13 protein-coding genes are annotated in these 17,736 nt (G+C 67.8%); 8 read left to right on the top strand and 5 right to left on the bottom strand.

Going from position 1 to position 17,736, the window contains the following annotated elements; translation table 11 throughout:
- A complete protein-coding gene (locus tag EV137_RS30875) occupies positions 1 to 1,596 on the bottom strand; it encodes an FAD-dependent oxidoreductase (RefSeq protein ID WP_134131711.1) in 1,596 nt (531 codons plus the stop codon).
- Entirely contained in the window at positions 1,597 to 2,625 is a 1,029-nt protein-coding gene (locus EV137_RS30870; RefSeq protein ID WP_134007941.1) for a LacI family DNA-binding transcriptional regulator, read from the bottom strand. It abuts the gene before it with no gap.
- Between the two features lie 172 nt (positions 2,626 to 2,797).
- On the opposite strand from EV137_RS30870, the gene EV137_RS30865 reads away from it, so the two are divergent.
- From EV137_RS30865 to EV137_RS30855, 3 genes are read left to right on the top strand one after another with little or no spacing between them, the layout of a single operon-like run.
- The gene (locus tag EV137_RS30865; RefSeq protein ID WP_134131710.1) at positions 2,798 to 4,933 is read left to right on the top strand and encodes a glycosyl hydrolase family 28-related protein; all 2,136 of its coding nucleotides are present in this window, start codon (positions 2,798 to 2,800) and stop codon (positions 4,931 to 4,933) included.
- A complete protein-coding gene (locus EV137_RS30860) occupies positions 4,930 to 5,877 on the top strand; it encodes a glycoside hydrolase family 26 protein (protein WP_202871203.1) in 948 nt (315 codons plus the stop codon). The genes EV137_RS30865 and EV137_RS30860 overlap by 4 nt, the downstream gene beginning before the upstream one ends.
- A gap of 43 nt (positions 5,878 to 5,920) precedes the next feature.
- Complete coding sequence (locus EV137_RS30855; protein ID WP_134131709.1) at positions 5,921 to 7,795, top strand: hypothetical protein; 1,875 nt, start codon at positions 5,921 to 5,923, stop codon at positions 7,793 to 7,795.
- On the opposite strand, the gene EV137_RS30850 is transcribed toward EV137_RS30855, so the two are convergent.
- Positions 7,796 to 9,544: a hypothetical protein gene (locus EV137_RS30850; RefSeq protein WP_134131708.1), complete on the bottom strand. Its 1,749-nt coding sequence runs from the start codon at positions 9,542 to 9,544 to the stop codon at positions 7,796 to 7,798.
- Between the two features lie 214 nt (positions 9,545 to 9,758).
- Here EV137_RS30850 and EV137_RS30845 point away from each other — a divergent pair, with 214 nt between their 5' ends.
- Genes EV137_RS30845 through EV137_RS30825 form a run of 5 tightly spaced genes read left to right on the top strand, consistent with a single transcriptional unit; the run spans position 9,759 to position 14,953 of the window.
- On the top strand, positions 9,759 to 10,682 hold the full coding sequence (locus EV137_RS30845) for a carbohydrate ABC transporter permease (RefSeq protein WP_134131707.1): 924 nt from the start codon (positions 9,759 to 9,761) through the stop codon (positions 10,680 to 10,682).
- Entirely contained in the window at positions 10,672 to 11,556 is an 885-nt protein-coding gene (locus EV137_RS30840; protein WP_134007953.1) for a carbohydrate ABC transporter permease, read from the top strand. The genes EV137_RS30845 and EV137_RS30840 overlap by 11 nt, the downstream gene beginning before the upstream one ends.
- Before the next feature lie 19 nt (positions 11,557 to 11,575).
- Entirely contained in the window at positions 11,576 to 12,904 is a 1,329-nt protein-coding gene (locus EV137_RS30835) for an ABC transporter substrate-binding protein (protein WP_166680054.1), read from the top strand.
- A gap of 40 nt (positions 12,905 to 12,944) precedes the next feature.
- Entirely contained in the window at positions 12,945 to 14,042 is a 1,098-nt protein-coding gene (locus EV137_RS30830) for a Gfo/Idh/MocA family protein (protein ID WP_238175653.1), read from the top strand.
- Positions 14,042 to 14,953, top strand: coding sequence for a DUF6807 domain-containing protein (locus EV137_RS30825; RefSeq protein ID WP_134131705.1), 912 nt, complete (start codon positions 14,042 to 14,044; stop codon positions 14,951 to 14,953). The genes EV137_RS30830 and EV137_RS30825 overlap by 1 nt, the downstream gene beginning before the upstream one ends.
- A 225-nt stretch (positions 14,954 to 15,178) precedes the next feature.
- On the opposite strand, the gene EV137_RS30820 is transcribed toward EV137_RS30825, so the two are convergent.
- On the bottom strand, positions 15,179 to 16,576 hold the full coding sequence (locus EV137_RS30820; RefSeq protein ID WP_134131704.1) for a sensor histidine kinase: 1,398 nt from the start codon (positions 16,574 to 16,576) through the stop codon (positions 15,179 to 15,181).
- Between the two features lie 64 nt (positions 16,577 to 16,640).
- Positions 16,641 to 17,561, bottom strand: a complete 921-nt coding sequence (locus tag EV137_RS30815; RefSeq protein ID WP_134131703.1) for a phosphotransferase enzyme family protein — start codon at positions 17,559 to 17,561, stop codon at positions 16,641 to 16,643.
- Positions 17,562 to 17,736: the final 175 nt, after the last annotated feature.

The following is a 17,736-nucleotide window of genomic DNA, read 5'->3' as shown; positions in this document are numbered from 1 at the left end:
TCAGTAGCCAGTGACGCTTGGCCAGGCGAGTTCGATGCCCTGGGCAACCAGGCGGTCCTGGAACTCGGCGAGCAGAGCAGGGGTGTTGCGGACTGCACGTGGGGCGGTGCCGCGGTCGAGGCAGAACGCCGCGAGTGCGCCGGCGGACTCGCCGATGTTCCATTCGACGGGATGCAGCCGGTAGCAGCCGTTGGTGATGTGCGTGGTGCCGAGGTTCTTGTTCGCCGGCAGCAGGTTCTCCACCCGCTGCGGGATCAGCGCGCCGAGCGGGATCCGGAACGGACTGCTGGCCACGTCGATGTAGTTGTCGCCACCGGTCGAGGGATGCAGGTCGATCCGGTACATGCCGATGCCGACGCTGTCGTCGTACTCGACCGCTCCATGGTCACCGCGCACGGCAACGGAGAGGTCCTGCTCGACGATGGTGTACTCGGCCTTGATCCGACGGGATTCGCGAATGTACGGCGCCTGGGCCAGACCGTCCGCGGAGCCGACGAGGTCGCCCCGCAGCCGCAGCCCGGAGAAGCCGGTGCCGCCGTCGGGTCGCGGCGCTTCGGTCTGCAGCCAGTACAGAACGGATTGAGACAGTTCGCGAGCCGCCGCAAGATGCTTCGCCGCGTCCGGTACGTCGATGACCGGGCCCTCGAAGTAGTCGATCATCGGCCAGTTCACCAGGCAGATGTCGCTCTCGTAGGCGCCCGGAACGAAGTGCCGGCGGGCCGCGATCCGGCGGAACGTCCACAGGTTCGTGTCGCCGCCCGTCCGTCGCTGGTCCGCGACCACCGCGAGCGGGTCGTCGTCGGGATTGGGCGTGAACGTGCGCCGCGAGCTCTCCAGCGTCCGTGGGTTGGGCGCGGTCCAGGACAGCAGCCGATCGCCCCAGAACGACGGCTGGTAGTTCCGCCAGAACGCATAGTTCGCAGGCTTGTCCCCGACCTGGTCCCCGTCCACGTGATCGACCGCGAAGCAGTACGACACCGCCTGCATGTTCAGCGGCTGCGCCTCGGCCGGGGCGCTAGGCTCGCCGGTCTCGGCCTGCGCCTCGAATCCGGTCACGTACTCGGTCCCGGTCAACGGCAGCAGCTCACCCGTCTCGGTCGCATCCAGGATGTACGGCGCGGTGAGCGTCAACCGTTCCTCGGAGTCGCGCTGCTGCACGGTGACCGCGGTGACCCGATCGCCGTCGGTGTCGGCGGCCACGGGCCGGTACGGCTGCAGCACCTGGAGCCTGCGACTGGCTCGGTAGGGGGCAAGCACGGCCTCGATGACGGCGAGCGCGACGCGAGGCTCGTGACAGAGCTTGGACACGTACCCGGCGCCTGGATTGAGGTTGGCCGCGGCGCGCGACGCCGCCGTCAGCGGGTAGTGGCGGCGGTAGTAGTCACGGATCCCGTTGCGCAGCGTCCGGTACGACGCCGTGACGCCGAACTGTTCGACCCAGGTGTGCTCGTCCGGCGGGACGGCCTGGCTGGTCAGCTGTCCGCCGAGCCAGTCGAACTCCTCGGTCAGGATCACCGAGCGACCGGCACGTAGCGCGGCGAGAGCCGCGGCGACGCCGCCGAGTCCGCCGCCGATCACAAGTACATCGGTATGCATTCAGGCACCTTTGGGTGGAGTGAGTGTGATTCCATCGGTCAGGTCGCAGGGGAGCAGCAGTTGCCGCTCGGCGGAGGTTCCGCTGAGGACCGCCTCCAGCAGCTCGACCGCGCGCACGCCCATGGCTCGCCGCGGGACGTGGAAGCCCGTGAAGTCGAGATCGCTGGCAACAGGCCGCGTCGAGTCACCGAGCGCGATCACGGACAGGTCGCCCGGTACGTCGACTCCGCGCTCGGCCGCCGCGGCGTACAACGCGATCGCGTCGGCCCGCTCCTCGACGAACGCCGCGGTGATGCGCCGCTGCAGAAGATCGTCGAGCACCTCGCCGGGCGAACGATCGAGCGTCGGCACGTGCGGTGCACGCGGTCCCGCGGCCTCGCGGAAGCCCCGGAGCCGGTCGGCCGACGACTCGGCGCCGACGCCCAGCCCGACGAAGGCGAACCGCCGGTGACCGAGGTCTCGCGCCCGTTCCGCGACTGTGCGCGTGGCGGTGCTGTAGTCGGCGCCGACGTACGGCACCGGGGCGCCGGCGTCGTCGCGGCGGCCGACCGAGACGAACGGGTAGTCCTCGGCGATCAACCGAGCCAGCTCGTCGGAAGGGATCTCGCGCCCGAGCAGCAGGCAGCCGTCGGCGATCCGGAGCCGGTTGTTCTCGTGGAAGATCCGCCGATGCCCGTCGGTCACCGGAGCGCTGGTGAACAGCAACAGGTCCCATCCGAGGCGCTCGGCGCGGTCCTCGATCCCGGCCAGGAACGGGTGGTAGAAGTCGCCGCTCGCACTCGGGAACACCGACTCGTAGGTGAAGACGCCGAGGATTTGGTTGCGCTGGTTCGTCATCCGGCGGGCCAGCGGATCGGCCTGGTAGCCGGTCTCGCGGATCACCTTGAGCACGCGGTCCCGGGTCTCGGCCGGGATCCGCGCGATCGCGTCGCTGCGGTTGTTCAGCACCAGCGACACCGTCGTCTGGCTGACCTTGGCCAGCCGCGCGATGTCGCGTTGGGTGAGTCGGGTGGTCGCCTTGTCCGGCATCGATCGATCCTTCACGGTAATACGGATTGCCGGGGACATTAGAACAGCCACCGGACCGTCGTCAAGGGCTCGGTTCGGCTGCTAATCCGGATTACTAAAGCCGAGGTCTTGACCAAGGTCGGTCCGGCGCAGAAAACTCGCCGCAGTTCCGATCGTTGCGAGGAGAGCGTTCATGCTGAGTCGCCGCCACTTCACCGGCCTGGCTGCCGCCGCCGTCGCCGTGCCGTTCGTCAACGTCGGCATCCAGCCGGCGGCAGCCCATCCGGAGGCCCTCGGGTTCGGGTCGGCGTACGACGCCCGCCCGCCGGATCCGACCGGGGTCGTGCTCGGTTCACCGGGCTTCGAGGTCGGCGCGGACGCGACGGAAGCCCTGCAGGCGGCGGTCGACGAGGCGTCCCGCCGGGGCATCGCGAACAAGCTCGGCGACATCCTCGGAGGCGCCCGCGACTTCCCGCTCGGCGACGGGGGCGGCGTGGTGTTCGTGCCGCCCGGGACCTACAACCTGTCGGCGCCGATCGACGTCCACGACTCGGTGCGGATCATCGGCTTCGGCCGCCGGCGTCCGCGGTTCGTGCTCGCGCCGAACAGTCCCGGGTACGCCGGTTCCGTGCCGCGCGATGTCTTCTCGTTCCGGCGTCGTCCTGTCGGGGGTCCTGTCAGCTACGCGAACAACGACACCTTCGGCTCCGGTCTGATCAACGTCGACATCGCGATCGGTTCGGGCAATCCGCAGGCGATCGCGGTCCGGTTCGGCGGCGCGCAACTGTGCCTGCTGCAGGATCTCGACCTGGACGTGGGCGACGGCTGGGCCGGCATCGACCACAACGCGAACCTGATCCAGCGGGTCCGCGTGCGTGGCGGCGCGGTCGGCCTCAACGCGTACGCCGCCTCGGCCGGGTGGCCGACCACGGTGCTGGACTGTCGCTTCACCGGTCAACGGGAGACCGCGGTCCGTGCGAACAACGACGCCAAGCTGGTGCTCGTCCGCACTGTCCTGGCCGGCACGCCGCGTGGCGTCGAGTGTGTCCCCGCCCAGTTCCTGCATCTGTACCTGCACGGGTGTGTTCTCGAAGACGTTGCCGAGGGCATCGTCATGAACGACAGCGACCAGTTGCCCGGGGCCACCGATCCGCGGATCCGCAACAGCAACCAGCTCAACCTGGTCGACAGCGTCGTACGCCGCACTCCGACCGTCCTCACGCTTGCGCAGAGCGGTCGCCGTACGTCGGCCCGCGACGGCGGCATCGACCTCAGCTACGGCCTGCGGATCACCGATGGACTGTCGGCGCGCGAGGCTCGCGCCGACGGTGTGGTGATGGTGCAGGGTGCTCCCGACCGCGACGTACTGACGACCGATGTGCCTGAGTTGCCGAGCGTCTCCACCTGGGTCAGCGTCGCCGACGTGGCTGTCCGGATGGGGCGGACCATCGGCACGGGCGGTGACGATCTTCCCGTCTTCCAAGCAGCTGTAGATCGGCACGAAAACGTTTTCGTGCCGATCGGCGAGTACGTGCTCGCCGGGACGCTTCGCCTCCGCCAGAACACGAACCTGATCGGTCTGCATCCTCGCCAGACCTGGCTGCGCACCCCGGACGGCACGCCGTACTTCGGAGATCCGGACCGTCCGCGGGCCCTGGTCGAGACGCCGTTCGGCGGACGGAACATCGTCCACGGGCTCGGTCTCGACACGGCTCGGAACACGCCCGGCGCGGTGAACATCAGTTGGCGATCGGGACGCGGGTCGTACCTCGCCGACCTCGCCACTCAGTTCGTGAAGTGGCACCCGAACGACGTACCTGGCGGCGACCCCGGCTACACGTACAGGGGGAAGCACAAGTACGGCATCTGGGTTCGCGGTGGCGGGGGAGTGCTGTCGAACATCTGGAGCTCGAACGGCTGGGCCGACAACGGGTTACTCGTCGAGCACTCGTCCGTGCCGACCTCGGCGTACGAGCTCTCGATCGAGCACCACCAGCATCGCGAGGTGGTCCTCCGTCAGGTCTCCGGTTGGCAGTTCTTCGGCCTGCAGACCGAGGACCACATCTACGGCTGGCAGTCACAGGCCGTCGAACTCGACCGCTGCCACCACTTGCTGTTCGGCAACTCCGTCCTCTTTCGCGTCGCCACGGTCCTCGGTCCTTCCCCGTACGGCGTCGGTCTCCGCGACTGCCACGACATCGTTTTCCGCGGCACCCGCGGCTACCGCGACAAGACCCCCGAGTTCACCCAGTGGGGCGCCGCGGTCGCCGACGTCCGATCGCGGCGCGTTGTGCCGGAGCCGGAGTTCGCCGTACTGGAGATCCGATGATGCGCCGGGTGGCAGCGCTGCTGGCGGCGGGTCTGGTGATGTCCTCGCTGTCGGCAACGCCTGCCGTGGCTGAGGCCTGTGGAACGGCCGACGATCTGATCCCGGCACAGGGGGCGCACTTCGGGGCGTTCGCCGACGAAGATCTCGACGGTGTGTCCGAGCCGGCGGCTCTGGAGGCCAAGCTCAGCCACAAACTGGGCATCAACCACAACTTCCAGCACGCCGGCATCGAGGAGGAGCCGATTCCGGACGACATCGCGGCCGGGCGGATTCCGATGATCTCCTACGCCGCAGGCCCCGAGGAGGTGCTGCGCGCGAAGTGGACCAACGGCACACTCGCAGCCGATGCCGTCGAGGAGGCGGACGCGCTGGCCGCCTTCTGCGTACCGATCTTCTTCCGCTACAGCTGGGAGTTCGAGCTTCGCTACACCGACACCGAGCTGTTCAAGAAGGCCTGGAAGCTGTTCCACGACATCTTCGCCGAGCGGGCGCCGAACGTCGCCTTCGTCTGGAACCCCACGTGGCGCGCGTTCATCGACACCGAGAGCGGGCTGGCCGACGAGTTCTGGCCGGGTGCCGAGTACGTCGACTGGGTGGCGGCCGACGGTTACTCCCGTCCGAGAACCGACAAGCCGGCGTACAACTACCGGTCCTTCGAGTCGATGTTCGGCCCGGCGTACGACTTCGCGGTCAGGTATCAGAAACCCTTCATGGTCGGCGAGACCGGCGTCCATCGCGACGAGACGGACCTGACCCGTCAGGCCGGCTACCTGGACGCTGCCCGCACGAAGATCAAGACCTCCTATCCCGATCTCAAGGCCTTCCTCTACTTCCACATGGACGGCGACCTGTCCGACAACCACTGGCGCGTCGACCTGCCCGCCGGCAATCCCGGCCTCACCGCGCTGCGCGGCTTCGCCTTCGATCCGTACTTCAACCCGTGAGCGCCGTTCTCACATCCGCTGAAACTAGTTCAGGAGTTCAGTTATGCACGTCAAACGTCGTACCGTCCTGTTCGGCGCCGCCGCAGCCGCGGGTGCCGGGCTTGCGCCCGGGATGATGTCGGCGCCGGCTCGTGCCGCCGGCCTTCCACTGCTGGCGAACCTGCCGGCCGGAGCACCTGATCGACGGCTGTTCGCGCCCGGGGAACAGCGGTTCGCGGGGTACCTGGTGATCCTCGCGCCGATGACGAACGACATCGTCACCAGTGACATCGAGGGCGGGGACCCGTACGGCTTCATGGGCGGCGGTTGGTGGCGGACGCCGTCGCAGCCGTTCAACTCGCGGGTTCAGGAACACGTTTTCACGCTGAGCTGGTTCTACGCGAACCAGCGCGCGTGGAACCCCTACTACCGCGACACCGCCCTGCTCGGCCGACTCGACGCAGCGCTGCAGCACTACCTGGCGCTGCAGAATCCAGACGGCTCGTGGCCCGAGTACTCCCCGGGCGAGCGCGGCAAGGCGTCCAGCGGTTTCGGCATCGGCTACCTCGCCAAGACGCTGGCGAACCTTCGCCAGGCAAATGCGTTGCCGAGCCGGAGGACCCACCTGGAAGGCGTCCTCCGCAAGGGGGTCGACTGGTATCTGGACCCGGGCAACTCGGTCGTCTGGGACGAGCCGTTCAAGTACACGAATCAGGCCGTCGCCGGTGTCGCGGGCTCGGCGCTCACCCTCCGCCTGCTGCCCGACCAGGCCCGCTGGACCAAGCTGCAGGATCGCATCCGCTTCGTCGCGAAATGGGCGCAGAGCCCGGCCGGATTCTTCTACGATCCGCGCGGGATGGACATCAACTACAACTTCGAGGTCATGCTCCCGGAGATGGCCGAGCTCTACCTGCAGACCAAGAACCCGCTGCTGGTCTCGATGACGCGCAAGTTCTCCGACTGGTTCGGCTACAACCTGCTCCGCGAACCGGACGGCTCCGGCTGGCTGACGTACTACGCCGTCTCCGACCGGACCTCGGTCGCGTTCTACGACGACGTCATCCCGGATCCGGACCGGAGCATCCTCGGATCACACTTCGTCCCCGCCGTACCGGACTTCGGAGCCTTCTTCACGGCCCGCGAGGACAAGGCGGCGACCCGGCAGGCATGGGCCGCCGACCCCGCTCCGGTGCCTGCGCTCGCCAAGCAGGACACGTCGCCGCGCATCATCGCGCACGCGCCGTACGGCGAGACGCTGCCGACCCGGAGTGCCAAGCGTGCCGCGATCGCGAACCTCCCGTACCTGCGCCGCGACGACTTCACCGAGCGGCGCCACGACGACTACGGCAACCAGGACTACCTCTACGTACGCCGTCCCGGCCTGTACCTCGGCGCCTTCTTCGGCGAGCGGCAGGGCAGCGCGGTCAAGGCCGGGACCGGATTCCTCTGGCACCCGGCGGCCGGCACCGTGATCCACGCGCAGCAAACCGCGACCGGCTGCTGGGGCACGGTCCTCGAGGGCAAGGCCGATGCCGAGAGCAACCTGATCGCGGAGTACCCGTCGAAGGATCGCGTCCGCTACCGCACGCCCGACGGCTCGGTGTCGACCGAGCTCGTGATCGGCTCGCATTCGGTCAGCCGCCGGGTGACCGCGACGAGTGCCGCGACCGAGCAGGTCCCGCTGGTGCTCCAACCGGGCGACGAGGTGGTCTTCTCGGACGGGACAGTCGTGCCGTACGGCGAGACGCGGACAGCCACTGCCGACAGCATCGTGATCCGTCGTGGCCGGGCCACGATCACGATCACCTGGTCCGGACGGCGTACGGCGACGCTCAACACCTCGTCGCGAACGTATCTGCGCGAACAGCGGCGGCGGGTCCACGTACTCCGCATTCCGCACGACGGCTCGCTCGAGACCGTCGTGCGGACAGCCGGGTAGTCAGGAGGTGCGCAGCCTCAAGACCTGACGCCCCGGCGTACGGCCCGTCAGGTAGACGCGGAGGCCGTCCGGGGTGAGGCTGCCACCCAGATAGGTGTAGCGCTCGCCCGGGTCCATGGCGACCCGGGCGGCGCCGTTCCCCGGCCCGAACTCGATCCGTTCCGCGCCGACCGTGTAGGTCCCGGTCCCGGACGCCAGTTGGTAGTTGCCCGCAGCATCCAATGCGTCGACGCCGGAAAGCGTTCCGCCGGCCCGGAAACACAGCTCGATCGCGTACGCCGTCTCGTCGCCGGCGAACTCGAACGCCAGGTCGTAGCCGCCGCCGACCTCGGTCACCGTCACCTCGGTCGTCAGCGTCCGGTACTGCTTCGGCCGGTGCCCGAAATCCATCGCCGCGTAGAAGCGGCCGTCCGGAGTGAGCGCGTACTGGCCGTCTGACCGGCGGTAGCGCTTGGGGAGCGGCAGGTGGTACGGAACCTTGACCTCTTGGGACAGACGGAACGAGTTCTCTCCAAGCCTGCGGAGTCCATTGCTGCGGAAATGCCCGGTGCTGAAGAACTGCGGCGACAGGCGAACCGAGTCGAGGATCGCCGCACCGTTGCGGAGCTTGAAGAAGGTCGGGTTCGTGGAGAGGCCAGACGAGATCACCGGGAGGTCATGGAAGTCGGTGCCGCCGAACACCGTCGCGGTCCGAGCCTCCCGCCGGATCCGGACCGAGGCCTGCGACGGGTAACGCTGCACGAAGTTCGTCGGAGCCGGTGCTGCCGTCGGAAGGACAGCCGACAGCTCGGGCCGCTCCAGCACCTCCGCCAGGAAATCGCCGAGCTCGCCCGTGCCGCGCGCCTCGATGCTCTTGGCAATGGTCGTGAACCGTCCGTCGTGCGTCTGCAGTGCCAGCTCGCGGAACTGCGTCAGGTACCACCAGACCTCGCGCACGCCCTTCTGGTCCTGCCGCCGGGACGCGGTCGTGTCGACCTCGCCGTTCGGTTCCAGCAAGTACAGCGTCACGTCGAGGTTCCGCCGTACGTAATCCAGCAGTGCCGGCTTGTCGCGCAGCCACGCGATCGTCAGCAGGCACGGGTTCGTGACCTCGGCGGCGTACGTCGAACTCCGCTCGCTGTAGATCCCGTCCGGGGTCGCGTCGATGCCCTCGTCGAGCCAGTCGTCGATCCGCGCCGCGTACCGCCGGTCCGGGAACAGGTGGTTCGCCCGAGCCAGCGCCGCGGACACCTCCCACCGGTGGTTCGGCGTGTGTACACCGCCACTCGCCAACGCCGGCCCGGCCTTCTTGATCACCGAGGCCAGCGTCGCGCGCATCGAAACGGTTTCCGTAGCGGCGTCCGCGTCGAGCAGCGCGTACAGCATGCACACGTCCTGGATCGCGAACGCGCTGTCCGGCGGCGAGTGCAGGTTGCCGACGTCGTACAGGCCGTCCTCGTGCTGGCGTGCGGCGAGCTGGTCGACCAGCCAGCCGAGCGGTCCGAGGAGCGTGGCGTCGTGGTGGTACGACGACCTTCCCCAGACGTAGCCGGAAACCAGCCGGCGGGCCTTTCGGGCCACGGTCCGGACACTGTCGGAAACGTTCTGAAAGTTGCCGAGCACAAGCGGAATCTGTTTCCGGTTCGCTTCGGTCAGCAGGGTCAGGAAGTCCTCGTCCACAGCTGCCACCTCAGCACGAGCCGCGGTCGGATGCAGCGCGCCGAGCGCAACAGTGGTCAGCGAACCGGTGAGAAACGTACGTCGCAGCATCGGGATCTCCCGTCGGTAAACGGTTGCCAAATGCTCAGAACTGTCGCGGTGGAACTATGTCCTGTCAATACCTCGCAGCCGGTCCGGATCCCGGTCGTTTCCTACATCGATGAACCCTTGCGGGAACCGGTTTCTTGTACTAGTTTGACCGGCCAAGGCAAGCGCTTTCCGAGCGTTGGGGGTGCAGGCCGACGGCCATGGAAGAGAGGTGACCATGAGTGCGCTGGGCGAGCTGGGCAGTCTTCGCGGGAAGAAACCGGTAGGTCAGAAGAAGGACAACCTCGCGGGATATCTCTTCCTGGCGCCGTGGTTGCTGGGGCTGTTCCTGATCACGATCGGGCCGATGGTGGCCTCGCTGTACCTGTCCTTCACGGACTACAACCTGATCCAGGCGCCGAAGTGGATCGGCCTGGAGAACTTCAGCCGGATGCTGTCCGACGAGCGGCTGCACAACTCGCTCCGGGTGACGTTCACGTACGTGTTCGTCTCGGTGCCGCTGCAGCTGACCATCGCGCTGCTGCTGGCCGTCGTACTCGACCGTGGTGTCCGTGGCATGGCCTTCTACCGCTCGGTGTTCTACCTGCCGTCGCTGCTCGGCTCGAGTGTCGCGATCGCGATCCTCTGGCGGCAGGTGTTCGGCACCACGGGCCTGCTCAACCAGGTCCTCGACGTGATCGGCATCCACGGCAAGGGCTGGATCTCCGACCCGAGCACGGCGCTCGGCACCCTCGTCGTACTGAACGTCTGGACGTTCGGATCGCCGATGGTGATCTTCCTGGCCGGACTCAGACAGATCCCCACGATGTACTACGAGGCGGCGTCGGTCGACGGCGCCGGCGTACTGCGGCGGTTCGTCAGCATCACGCTGCCGCTGCTGACGCCGATCATCTTCTTCAACCTGGTGCTGCAGATCATCCACGCGTTCCAGTCGTTCACCCAGGCGTTCGTCGTCTCCGGGGGCAGCGGCGGACCGTCGGACTCGACGATGTTCTTCACGCTGTACCTCTACGACCGGGGCTTCGGGAACTTCGACATGGGCTACGCCTCCGCGATGGCGTGGTTCCTGCTCGTGATCATCGGGGTCTTCACCGCCGCGAACTTCTTCGCCTCGAAGTACTGGGTGTTCTATGACGACTGAAACGCTCCGCACCACAGTCACCGCCGGGCGTACCGGCGTCATCACCTGGGCGAGGATCCGGCCGCTGGTGATTCACGTGCTGCTGGCCGGGTCGGCGCTGGTGATGCTGTACCCGGTGATCTGGATGGTGGTCAGCTCGCTGCGACCGGGCAACGAGATCTTCCGCGATCCCGGGATCCTGGTGAAGGACCTGCGGATCGAGAACTACCGGGTCGGCTGGCATGCGCTGACCGAGCCGTTCACCCGCTACCTGCTGAACTCCGCGGTCGTGGTGCTCGGCTCGATCATCGGCAACCTGGTGTCCTGCTCGATGGCGGCGTACGCGTTCGCCCGGCTGGAGTTCAGGGGCAAGAAGTTCTGGTTCGCGATCATGCTGCTGAGCATCATGCTGCCGATCCACGTGGTGATCGTGCCGCAGTACATCCTGTTCTCGAACCTGGGCTGGATCAACACGGTGCTTCCGCTGATCGTGCCGAAGCTGCTCGCGACGGACGCGTTCTTCGTGTTCCTGATGGTGCAGTTCATCCGCGGTATCCCGCGCGAGCTGGACGAGGCCGCCCGGATCGACGGCTGCGGCAAGGCCTCGATCTTCCTCCGGATCATCCTCCCGCTGATGGTGCCGGCGCTGGCCACCACGACGATCTTCACGTTCATCTGGACCTGGAACGACTTCTTCAGCCAGCTGATCTACCTGACCGACCCGCACATGTACACCGTCCCGGTCGCACTGCGGTCGTTCGTCGACGCCACGTCGGAATCGTCGTGGGGGTCGATGTTCGCGATGTCGGTCGTTTCCCTGGTCCCGGTCTTCCTCGCATTCCTGGTCGGCCAGCGATTCCTGATCAAGGGCATCGCGACCACCGGTATCAAGTAACCCCTGAAAGGTGCACATCATGAGGCCGCACATCCGACGCACCGCGGGCCGCCGCCTGCGCGCCCTGGCCGCCATGGCGGTCGCCACCACCTTGCTGGCCGCGAGCGCCTGTGGCGGTGACTCCGGCGGTGGCGGATCGTCCGCCGGCGGCGGCGGCGACGTCACGCTCCGATTCACCTGGTGGGGTGGCGATACCCGCACGAAGCTGACCCAGCAGGCGATCGACGCGTTCCAGAAGGACCATCCGAACATCAAGATCAAGGGTGAGTTCGGCGAGTGGTCCGGGTACTGGGACAAGCTCGCCACCAAGGTCGCGGCGAACGACGCCCCGGACATCATCCAGATGGACGAGAAGTACCTGCGCGAGTACGCCGACCGCGGCGCGCTGCAGGACCTGAAGAAGTCCGAGGGCCTCGACACCGGCAAGTTCGAGGACGACACGCTCAAGGCCGGTGAGTTCGACGGCGGTCTGTACGGCCTGAACGCCGGCATCAACTCGTTCGCGATCGTGGCCAACCCGGCGCTGTTCAAAGCAGCCGGTGTCGCCATGCCCGACGACACCACCTGGACCTGGGACGACTACACCCGGATCGCTGCCGAGCTCACCACCAAGCTGAACGGCAAGGCGTTCGGCACCGGTGCACCCGGCACGAACGAGGCCGCGCTGAACCTGTGGGCCCGCCAGCACGGCGAGTCGCTGTGGACCCAGGACGGCAAGGTCGGCGTCTCGCCGGAGCAGGTGACGGCGTTCTACCAGCAGGTGCTGAAGATGAGGGACGCGAAGGCCATCCCGTCGGCGGAGGCCATCTCGCAGGACATGAACGCCGCACTCGACCAGTCCGCGATGGCCACCGGCAAGCTGGCGATGAATTGGATGTGGAGCAACCAGCTGAACGCCATGAGCAAGGCGGCCGGCACGGAGCTCAAGTTGCTCCGCGTCCCGAGCGTCGAAGGCAAGGCCAGCGCGAACGGCTCGTACTACAAGGGATCCATGTTCTGGTCGATCTCGTCGCGGAGCAAGCACCAGAAGGAAGCGGTCGAGTTCGTCAACTTCCTCGCCAACAACACCGCTGCCGGCAACATCCTGCTGGCCGAGCGGGGCGTGCCGCCGAACACCGAGATCCGCTCTGCGGTGACGCCGAAGCTGCAGCCGGCCGACGCCGCGTCCGCCAAGTTCATCCAGGACATCGGCAAGGAACTCGGCGACCCGTCGCCGGCGCCGCCGGTCGGTGGCGGTCAGGTGGAGAAGATCATCCAGCGGTACACGACCGAGGTACTGTTCGGTCGGCAGACACCGGACGCGGCCGCCAAGGCCTTCCTGGACGAGGTCAACGGGGAGCTCAAATAGTGTTGCTGACGGCAACTGATTGTCGATGACGGTGGCCCGCGTGGCCGTGGTGGGAATCCACGGCCACGGAGCCTCCCACGTACGCAACGTCGCCCGGCTGGCGGAGGCCGGCCGGGCCGAGCTGGTCGCGGTCGCTGATCCGCAAGGCGGCGGCGACCTGCCCGCGAGCGTCCAGGTCTTCGGCGGCCTGGACGAGTTGCTCGCGGCAACCGAGGTCGACGTGGTGGTGATCTGTACGCCGATCCAGACCCACGTCCCGCTGGCGGAGCTGGCGATGCGCGCGGGCGCCGACGTACTGCTGGAGAAGCCGCCGACGGCGTCGATGGCCGAGTTCGAGCAGTTGTCCGCGGTGGTGGCCGAGACCGGGCGGGCGTGTCAGGTGGGCTTCCAGGCGCAGGCGTCGGAGGCCACGCTGAAGCTGGCGGCGATGGTCGCCGAAGGGCAGCTCGGCGAGATCCGGGGCATCAGCGCGGTGGGGAAGTGGGTGCGCAAGGCCCGGTACTTCCAGCGCGCGCGATGGTCCGGCAAACGGCGGCTCGACGGTGTCGATGTCGTCGACGGCGCGGTCACGAACCCGCTCGCCCACGCGACCGCGGCGGCCCTGCTGCTGGACGGTTCGACCGGTGTGGACGACGTACGGTCGATCGAGACCGAGTTGTACCGCGCGAACCCGATCGAGTCCGACGACACCTCCGCGGTGCGGATCACGACCACCCGCGGTACGCCGATCCTGATCGCGGTGACGTTGTGCGCCGTCGATCATCTCGAGGCGACGGTGATCGTGCACGGGTCGGAGGGGCGCGCGGTCCTGACGTACCAGTCGGACCTGATCGGTGACACGAAGTACGGCAGAGCTGATCTCTTGGAGAACCTGCTCGCGCATCGGGCGGATCCGTCGGTCCCGCTGTACGTGCCGCTGGAGGCCACGGGCGGGTTCACCCGCGTGGTCGAGGCAGTGCGGACGGCGCCGGACCCGGTGGCGATCCCGCCCGAGCTGGTGCGCTGGGAAGGCGAAGGACTGGAGCGCCGGCCGATCGTCCTCGACGTCGAGGACTGGATCGACCGGGCCTCGGACGAGCTGGCGCTGTTCAGCGAGATCGGGGCGCCCTGGACGAAACCAGTGGAACGGGAGAGCTGATGACGCAGAACCTCGGCTGCAACCACGCTGTCGGCCGGTCGATCCAGGTCACGGCGGGCGGCGGCGAGCTGTTCACCTATGTGTACAAGGCGGACGACCCGCAGTACGAGTCGCCGCGACCGTACTTCCACCCGATCCGGACGCTGACCGGCGACCTGGTCAGCGTGTACCGCCCGTGGGACCACCTGTGGCACAAGGGCATGTCCTGGTCGTTGCCGCACTTCGGGCACGACAATTTCTGGGGTGGCCCGACGTACACCAAGGAGAACGGGTACAAGCCGCTCGGCAACAACGGCTCGCAGGACCACGACCGGGTCCATGCGCTGGACGTGTCCGACGACGAGGTCCGGTTCGCGCATCACCTGTCCTGGCACACGCAGGGCGGTCAGCATGTCGTCGACGAGGCCCGCACGATCACTGTGCGGCTCGCAGACGATGGATGGGTGCTGGTCTACGAGACCGCGATGACGAACGTCTCCGGCGAACTCATCCAGATCGGCAGCCCGACTACGGCGGGACGGCCGAATGCTGGGTACGGCGGGTTGTTCTGGCGTGGGCCGCGGTCCTTCACGAACGGGACGATCCTCGCGCCGCAGGGCAAGGGCGGGGACGAGTTGCGCGGGCAGCGCGCACCGTGGATGGGCTTCACCGCCCGCCAGGACGAGACCGACACCGCGTCGACCATCATCGTCGCCGACGCCGCCGACAACGTCCGCCACCCACCCGAGTGGTTCGTCCGCTCGGAGGACTTCGCCGCGGTCTGCCCCGCCCCGTTCTTCACCGAAGAACTCCCCTTCCCCGCCAACGACACCCTCCGCCTCCGGTACGCCGTACTCGTCGCCGACGGCCTCACCGACGACAACCGCGCCAAGTCCCTAGCAGCCCAAGCCCAAAAAGCCCTAGCCACCTAAGCAGCCCCGCCATCCCACCCCGCCATCCCACCCCGCTAAACCGCCACCGGCGCCCCGCTACCCGCCAGCCCGCCAAGTCCCGCCGGCCGCATTTGCCTGGCCCACCCACCAAATGGGGGGTTCCACACCCGCGACCAGGGTGGCGAACCCCCAACTTGGTGGGTGGGCCAAGCAAATTGATGGGTGAGCCAGGCAAATTGGTGGGCCAGCCAGGCAAATGGCGGCTCAGCGGGGGAGGGTGAGGGTGAAGGTGGTGTTGCCGGGGGTTGAGGTGAGGGTGAGGGTGCCTTGGTGGGCTTGGGTTATGGATTGGGCCAGGGAGAGGCCCAGGCCGGCGCCGCCGGTGGAGCGGTTGCGGGCGGTGTCGGCTCGGGTGAAGCGCTGGAAGACGTTGGGGAGCAGGTCGGCGGGGAAGCCGGGGCCGTCGTCGTGGATGGTGAGCAGGGCGGAGCGGTCGCTGCTGGTGGCGGCGACGGTGACTGTGGTGCCGGGCGGGGTGTGCCGGCGCGCGTTGGTGAGCAGGTTGGCGACCACCTGATGCAGGCGCTGCTCGTCGCCGATCACGATGATCGGTTCGGCCGGCAGATCGAGCTCCCAATGGTGGCTGGGGGCAATGATTCGCGCGTCGGTGATCGAGTCGAGGGCGAGCCGGGACAGGTCGACCGGGCGGCTGTCGAGCGGCCGGCCGGCGTCCAGCCGGGCGAGGAGCAGGAGGTCCTCGACCAGTGACGCCATCCGGGTGGTCTCGACCATCACCTTGCCCATCGCGTGCGTGAACAGTTCGGGATCGCCCTGGTGCAGGCTCAGCTGGGCATACCCGTGGATCGTGGTCAGCGGCGTACGCAGCTCGTGCGAGGCGTCCGCGACGAACTGCCGGACCTGCTGCTCGCTGCGATGCCGCGCGTCGAGGGCGTTCTCCATGTGACCGAGCAGCGTGTTCAGCGCGACGGCGACCTGGCCGACCTCGGTCCGTTCGTCCGTGAGCTGATCCGGCACCCGTGCGGTCATCCCGATCTCGCCGGTGTCGAGCGGCAGGCCGGCCACCTCGCGGGCGGTCTGCGCGACGCGGCGCAGCGGCCGCAGTTGACGCCGTACGACGAACACCGCGACGCCGCCCGCGGTGAGTACCCCGATCCCGCCGAACAGCGCCTCCCACCCGATCAGACTGTTGATCGTGTTCTGGATGTCCTTGGTCGGGAGCCCGGTGATCACGGTGAACTGTCCGACGCTCGTCGCGTGCACGCGGTACTCGCCGAGGTCCGGGAGATCGACGGTCTTGTTCTGACCGTCGGCCAGATCGTCGAGTACGTCGACCGCCTGGTCGGACAGCTCGCTGAGCTTGCCGTCGGCGGTGATCACGTCGCCGACGGCCGAGGAAGATCCCGTGTAGACCGTCACCGTGCCGGCGTCCTGTCCGTGCGGTGCGTCCGGCGGCGGGCCGCCGTTCTTGAGCGCACCGATCGCGCGGTCTTGTGTGGCGGCGACCTTTCCGTCCAGTTGCCTGGTCAGGTACGAGCCGATCGCGGCGGTCGTCAGCACGCCGATCACGAGACTCACCACCGCGACCAGCGCCACCATCGCCGCCGCGACCCGCACACTCAAGGAACGTGCCGCGACCTTCATGCACCCAGGATGTGCGGCCGGCCCTGTGGGTTGCTTCGTGTTTCCTGGGACGTTCCTGTGAACGTCAGAGAAGTACGGCGGCCGCCGCGCGCAGCCCGTCGAGCTCGGCCGCGGCCCAGCCCTCGTCCCGCGACTCGGCGCCGCGCCAGCGCGGCTTGTCGACGAGGTGGAAGTACAGGTTGAAGATGCTGCCGGCGACCTGCAGGTACGGGATCGCCGCCTCGTCCTCGGGCGTGATCGGCCGGCGCGCGGCGTACCCGGCCTTGAAAGCGTCCCAGTGCGGTGTCGTCGCGACGCCGCCGAAATCCGCTGCCAACGGCCCGACCGCGGCGAGATCGAAATCGAGCAGCAGAAGTCCCTGCTCGGTCAACAAAACATTGTCCATCGTGACGTCGCCGTGGCAGGTTCCTGCCTTTGAGTACTGCGCGAGGTTGCTCCGTACAGCACCCGCAAGAGACCGGAGCAGGTTTTCCTCCGTGTCGTCCACGGCGAGGATTTCTTCGAGCGGCCGGTCGAGCCGGTGAACGAGATCGGCCGGCGGCCGATGGTACGGCGACGTGTAGTTGTCGGCGGCATCGTGAAATGCGGCGAGTTGCCGGCCGAAGTCGGCGTACACCTCGTCGGTGAACGGCGGTCGCGGCTTGGTGCCCTCGACGTACCCGAGCAGGGTGAACGGCCGCGGACCCTCGGGGGTCTCGAGGAGTCCGACGGTCTCCCCGTCGGGCAGCGGAACGACCGGTGGGGCGAGTACGCCGGATGCGCGCAGATGCTCCGAAAGCCCTGTCTCCCAACGGATTTCGTCCGGTCCGCGGCCGCCGTACCGATAGAGCTTGAGGACGTACCGCGCGGTCCCGGTGGCCAGCTCGTAGACGTCGTTCACGAGCGAACGGAGCAGCGTGCAACTGGTGAAGCCGAGGCGGTAACGCGTGCCGAGCTCCGCGGCCAGGGCCTCGGGGTCGGGGAGTGAGCGGAGCGTCGGGATCATGGAGCCGACCCTACGAATCTCGGAGCCGACCCCACAACGCGTTTGAATTGACAGGTTAGAACCGGGGCCCGAGCGGGGAGGTTCGAGACGTTTCCGGATTCGCCTCCCCGTTCGGGGCCGGAAACCGGTAGCCTCTTGCAGCGCGCTAAATGGGGCCGCCGTACCACCCACCCGA

The sequence above is a fragment of the Kribbella pratensis genome, assembly GCF_004366075.1.
Classification (GTDB): Bacteria; Actinomycetota; Actinomycetes; order Propionibacteriales; family Kribbellaceae; genus Kribbella; species Kribbella pratensis.
This window is presented reverse-complemented; position numbering and strand designations above follow the sequence as displayed.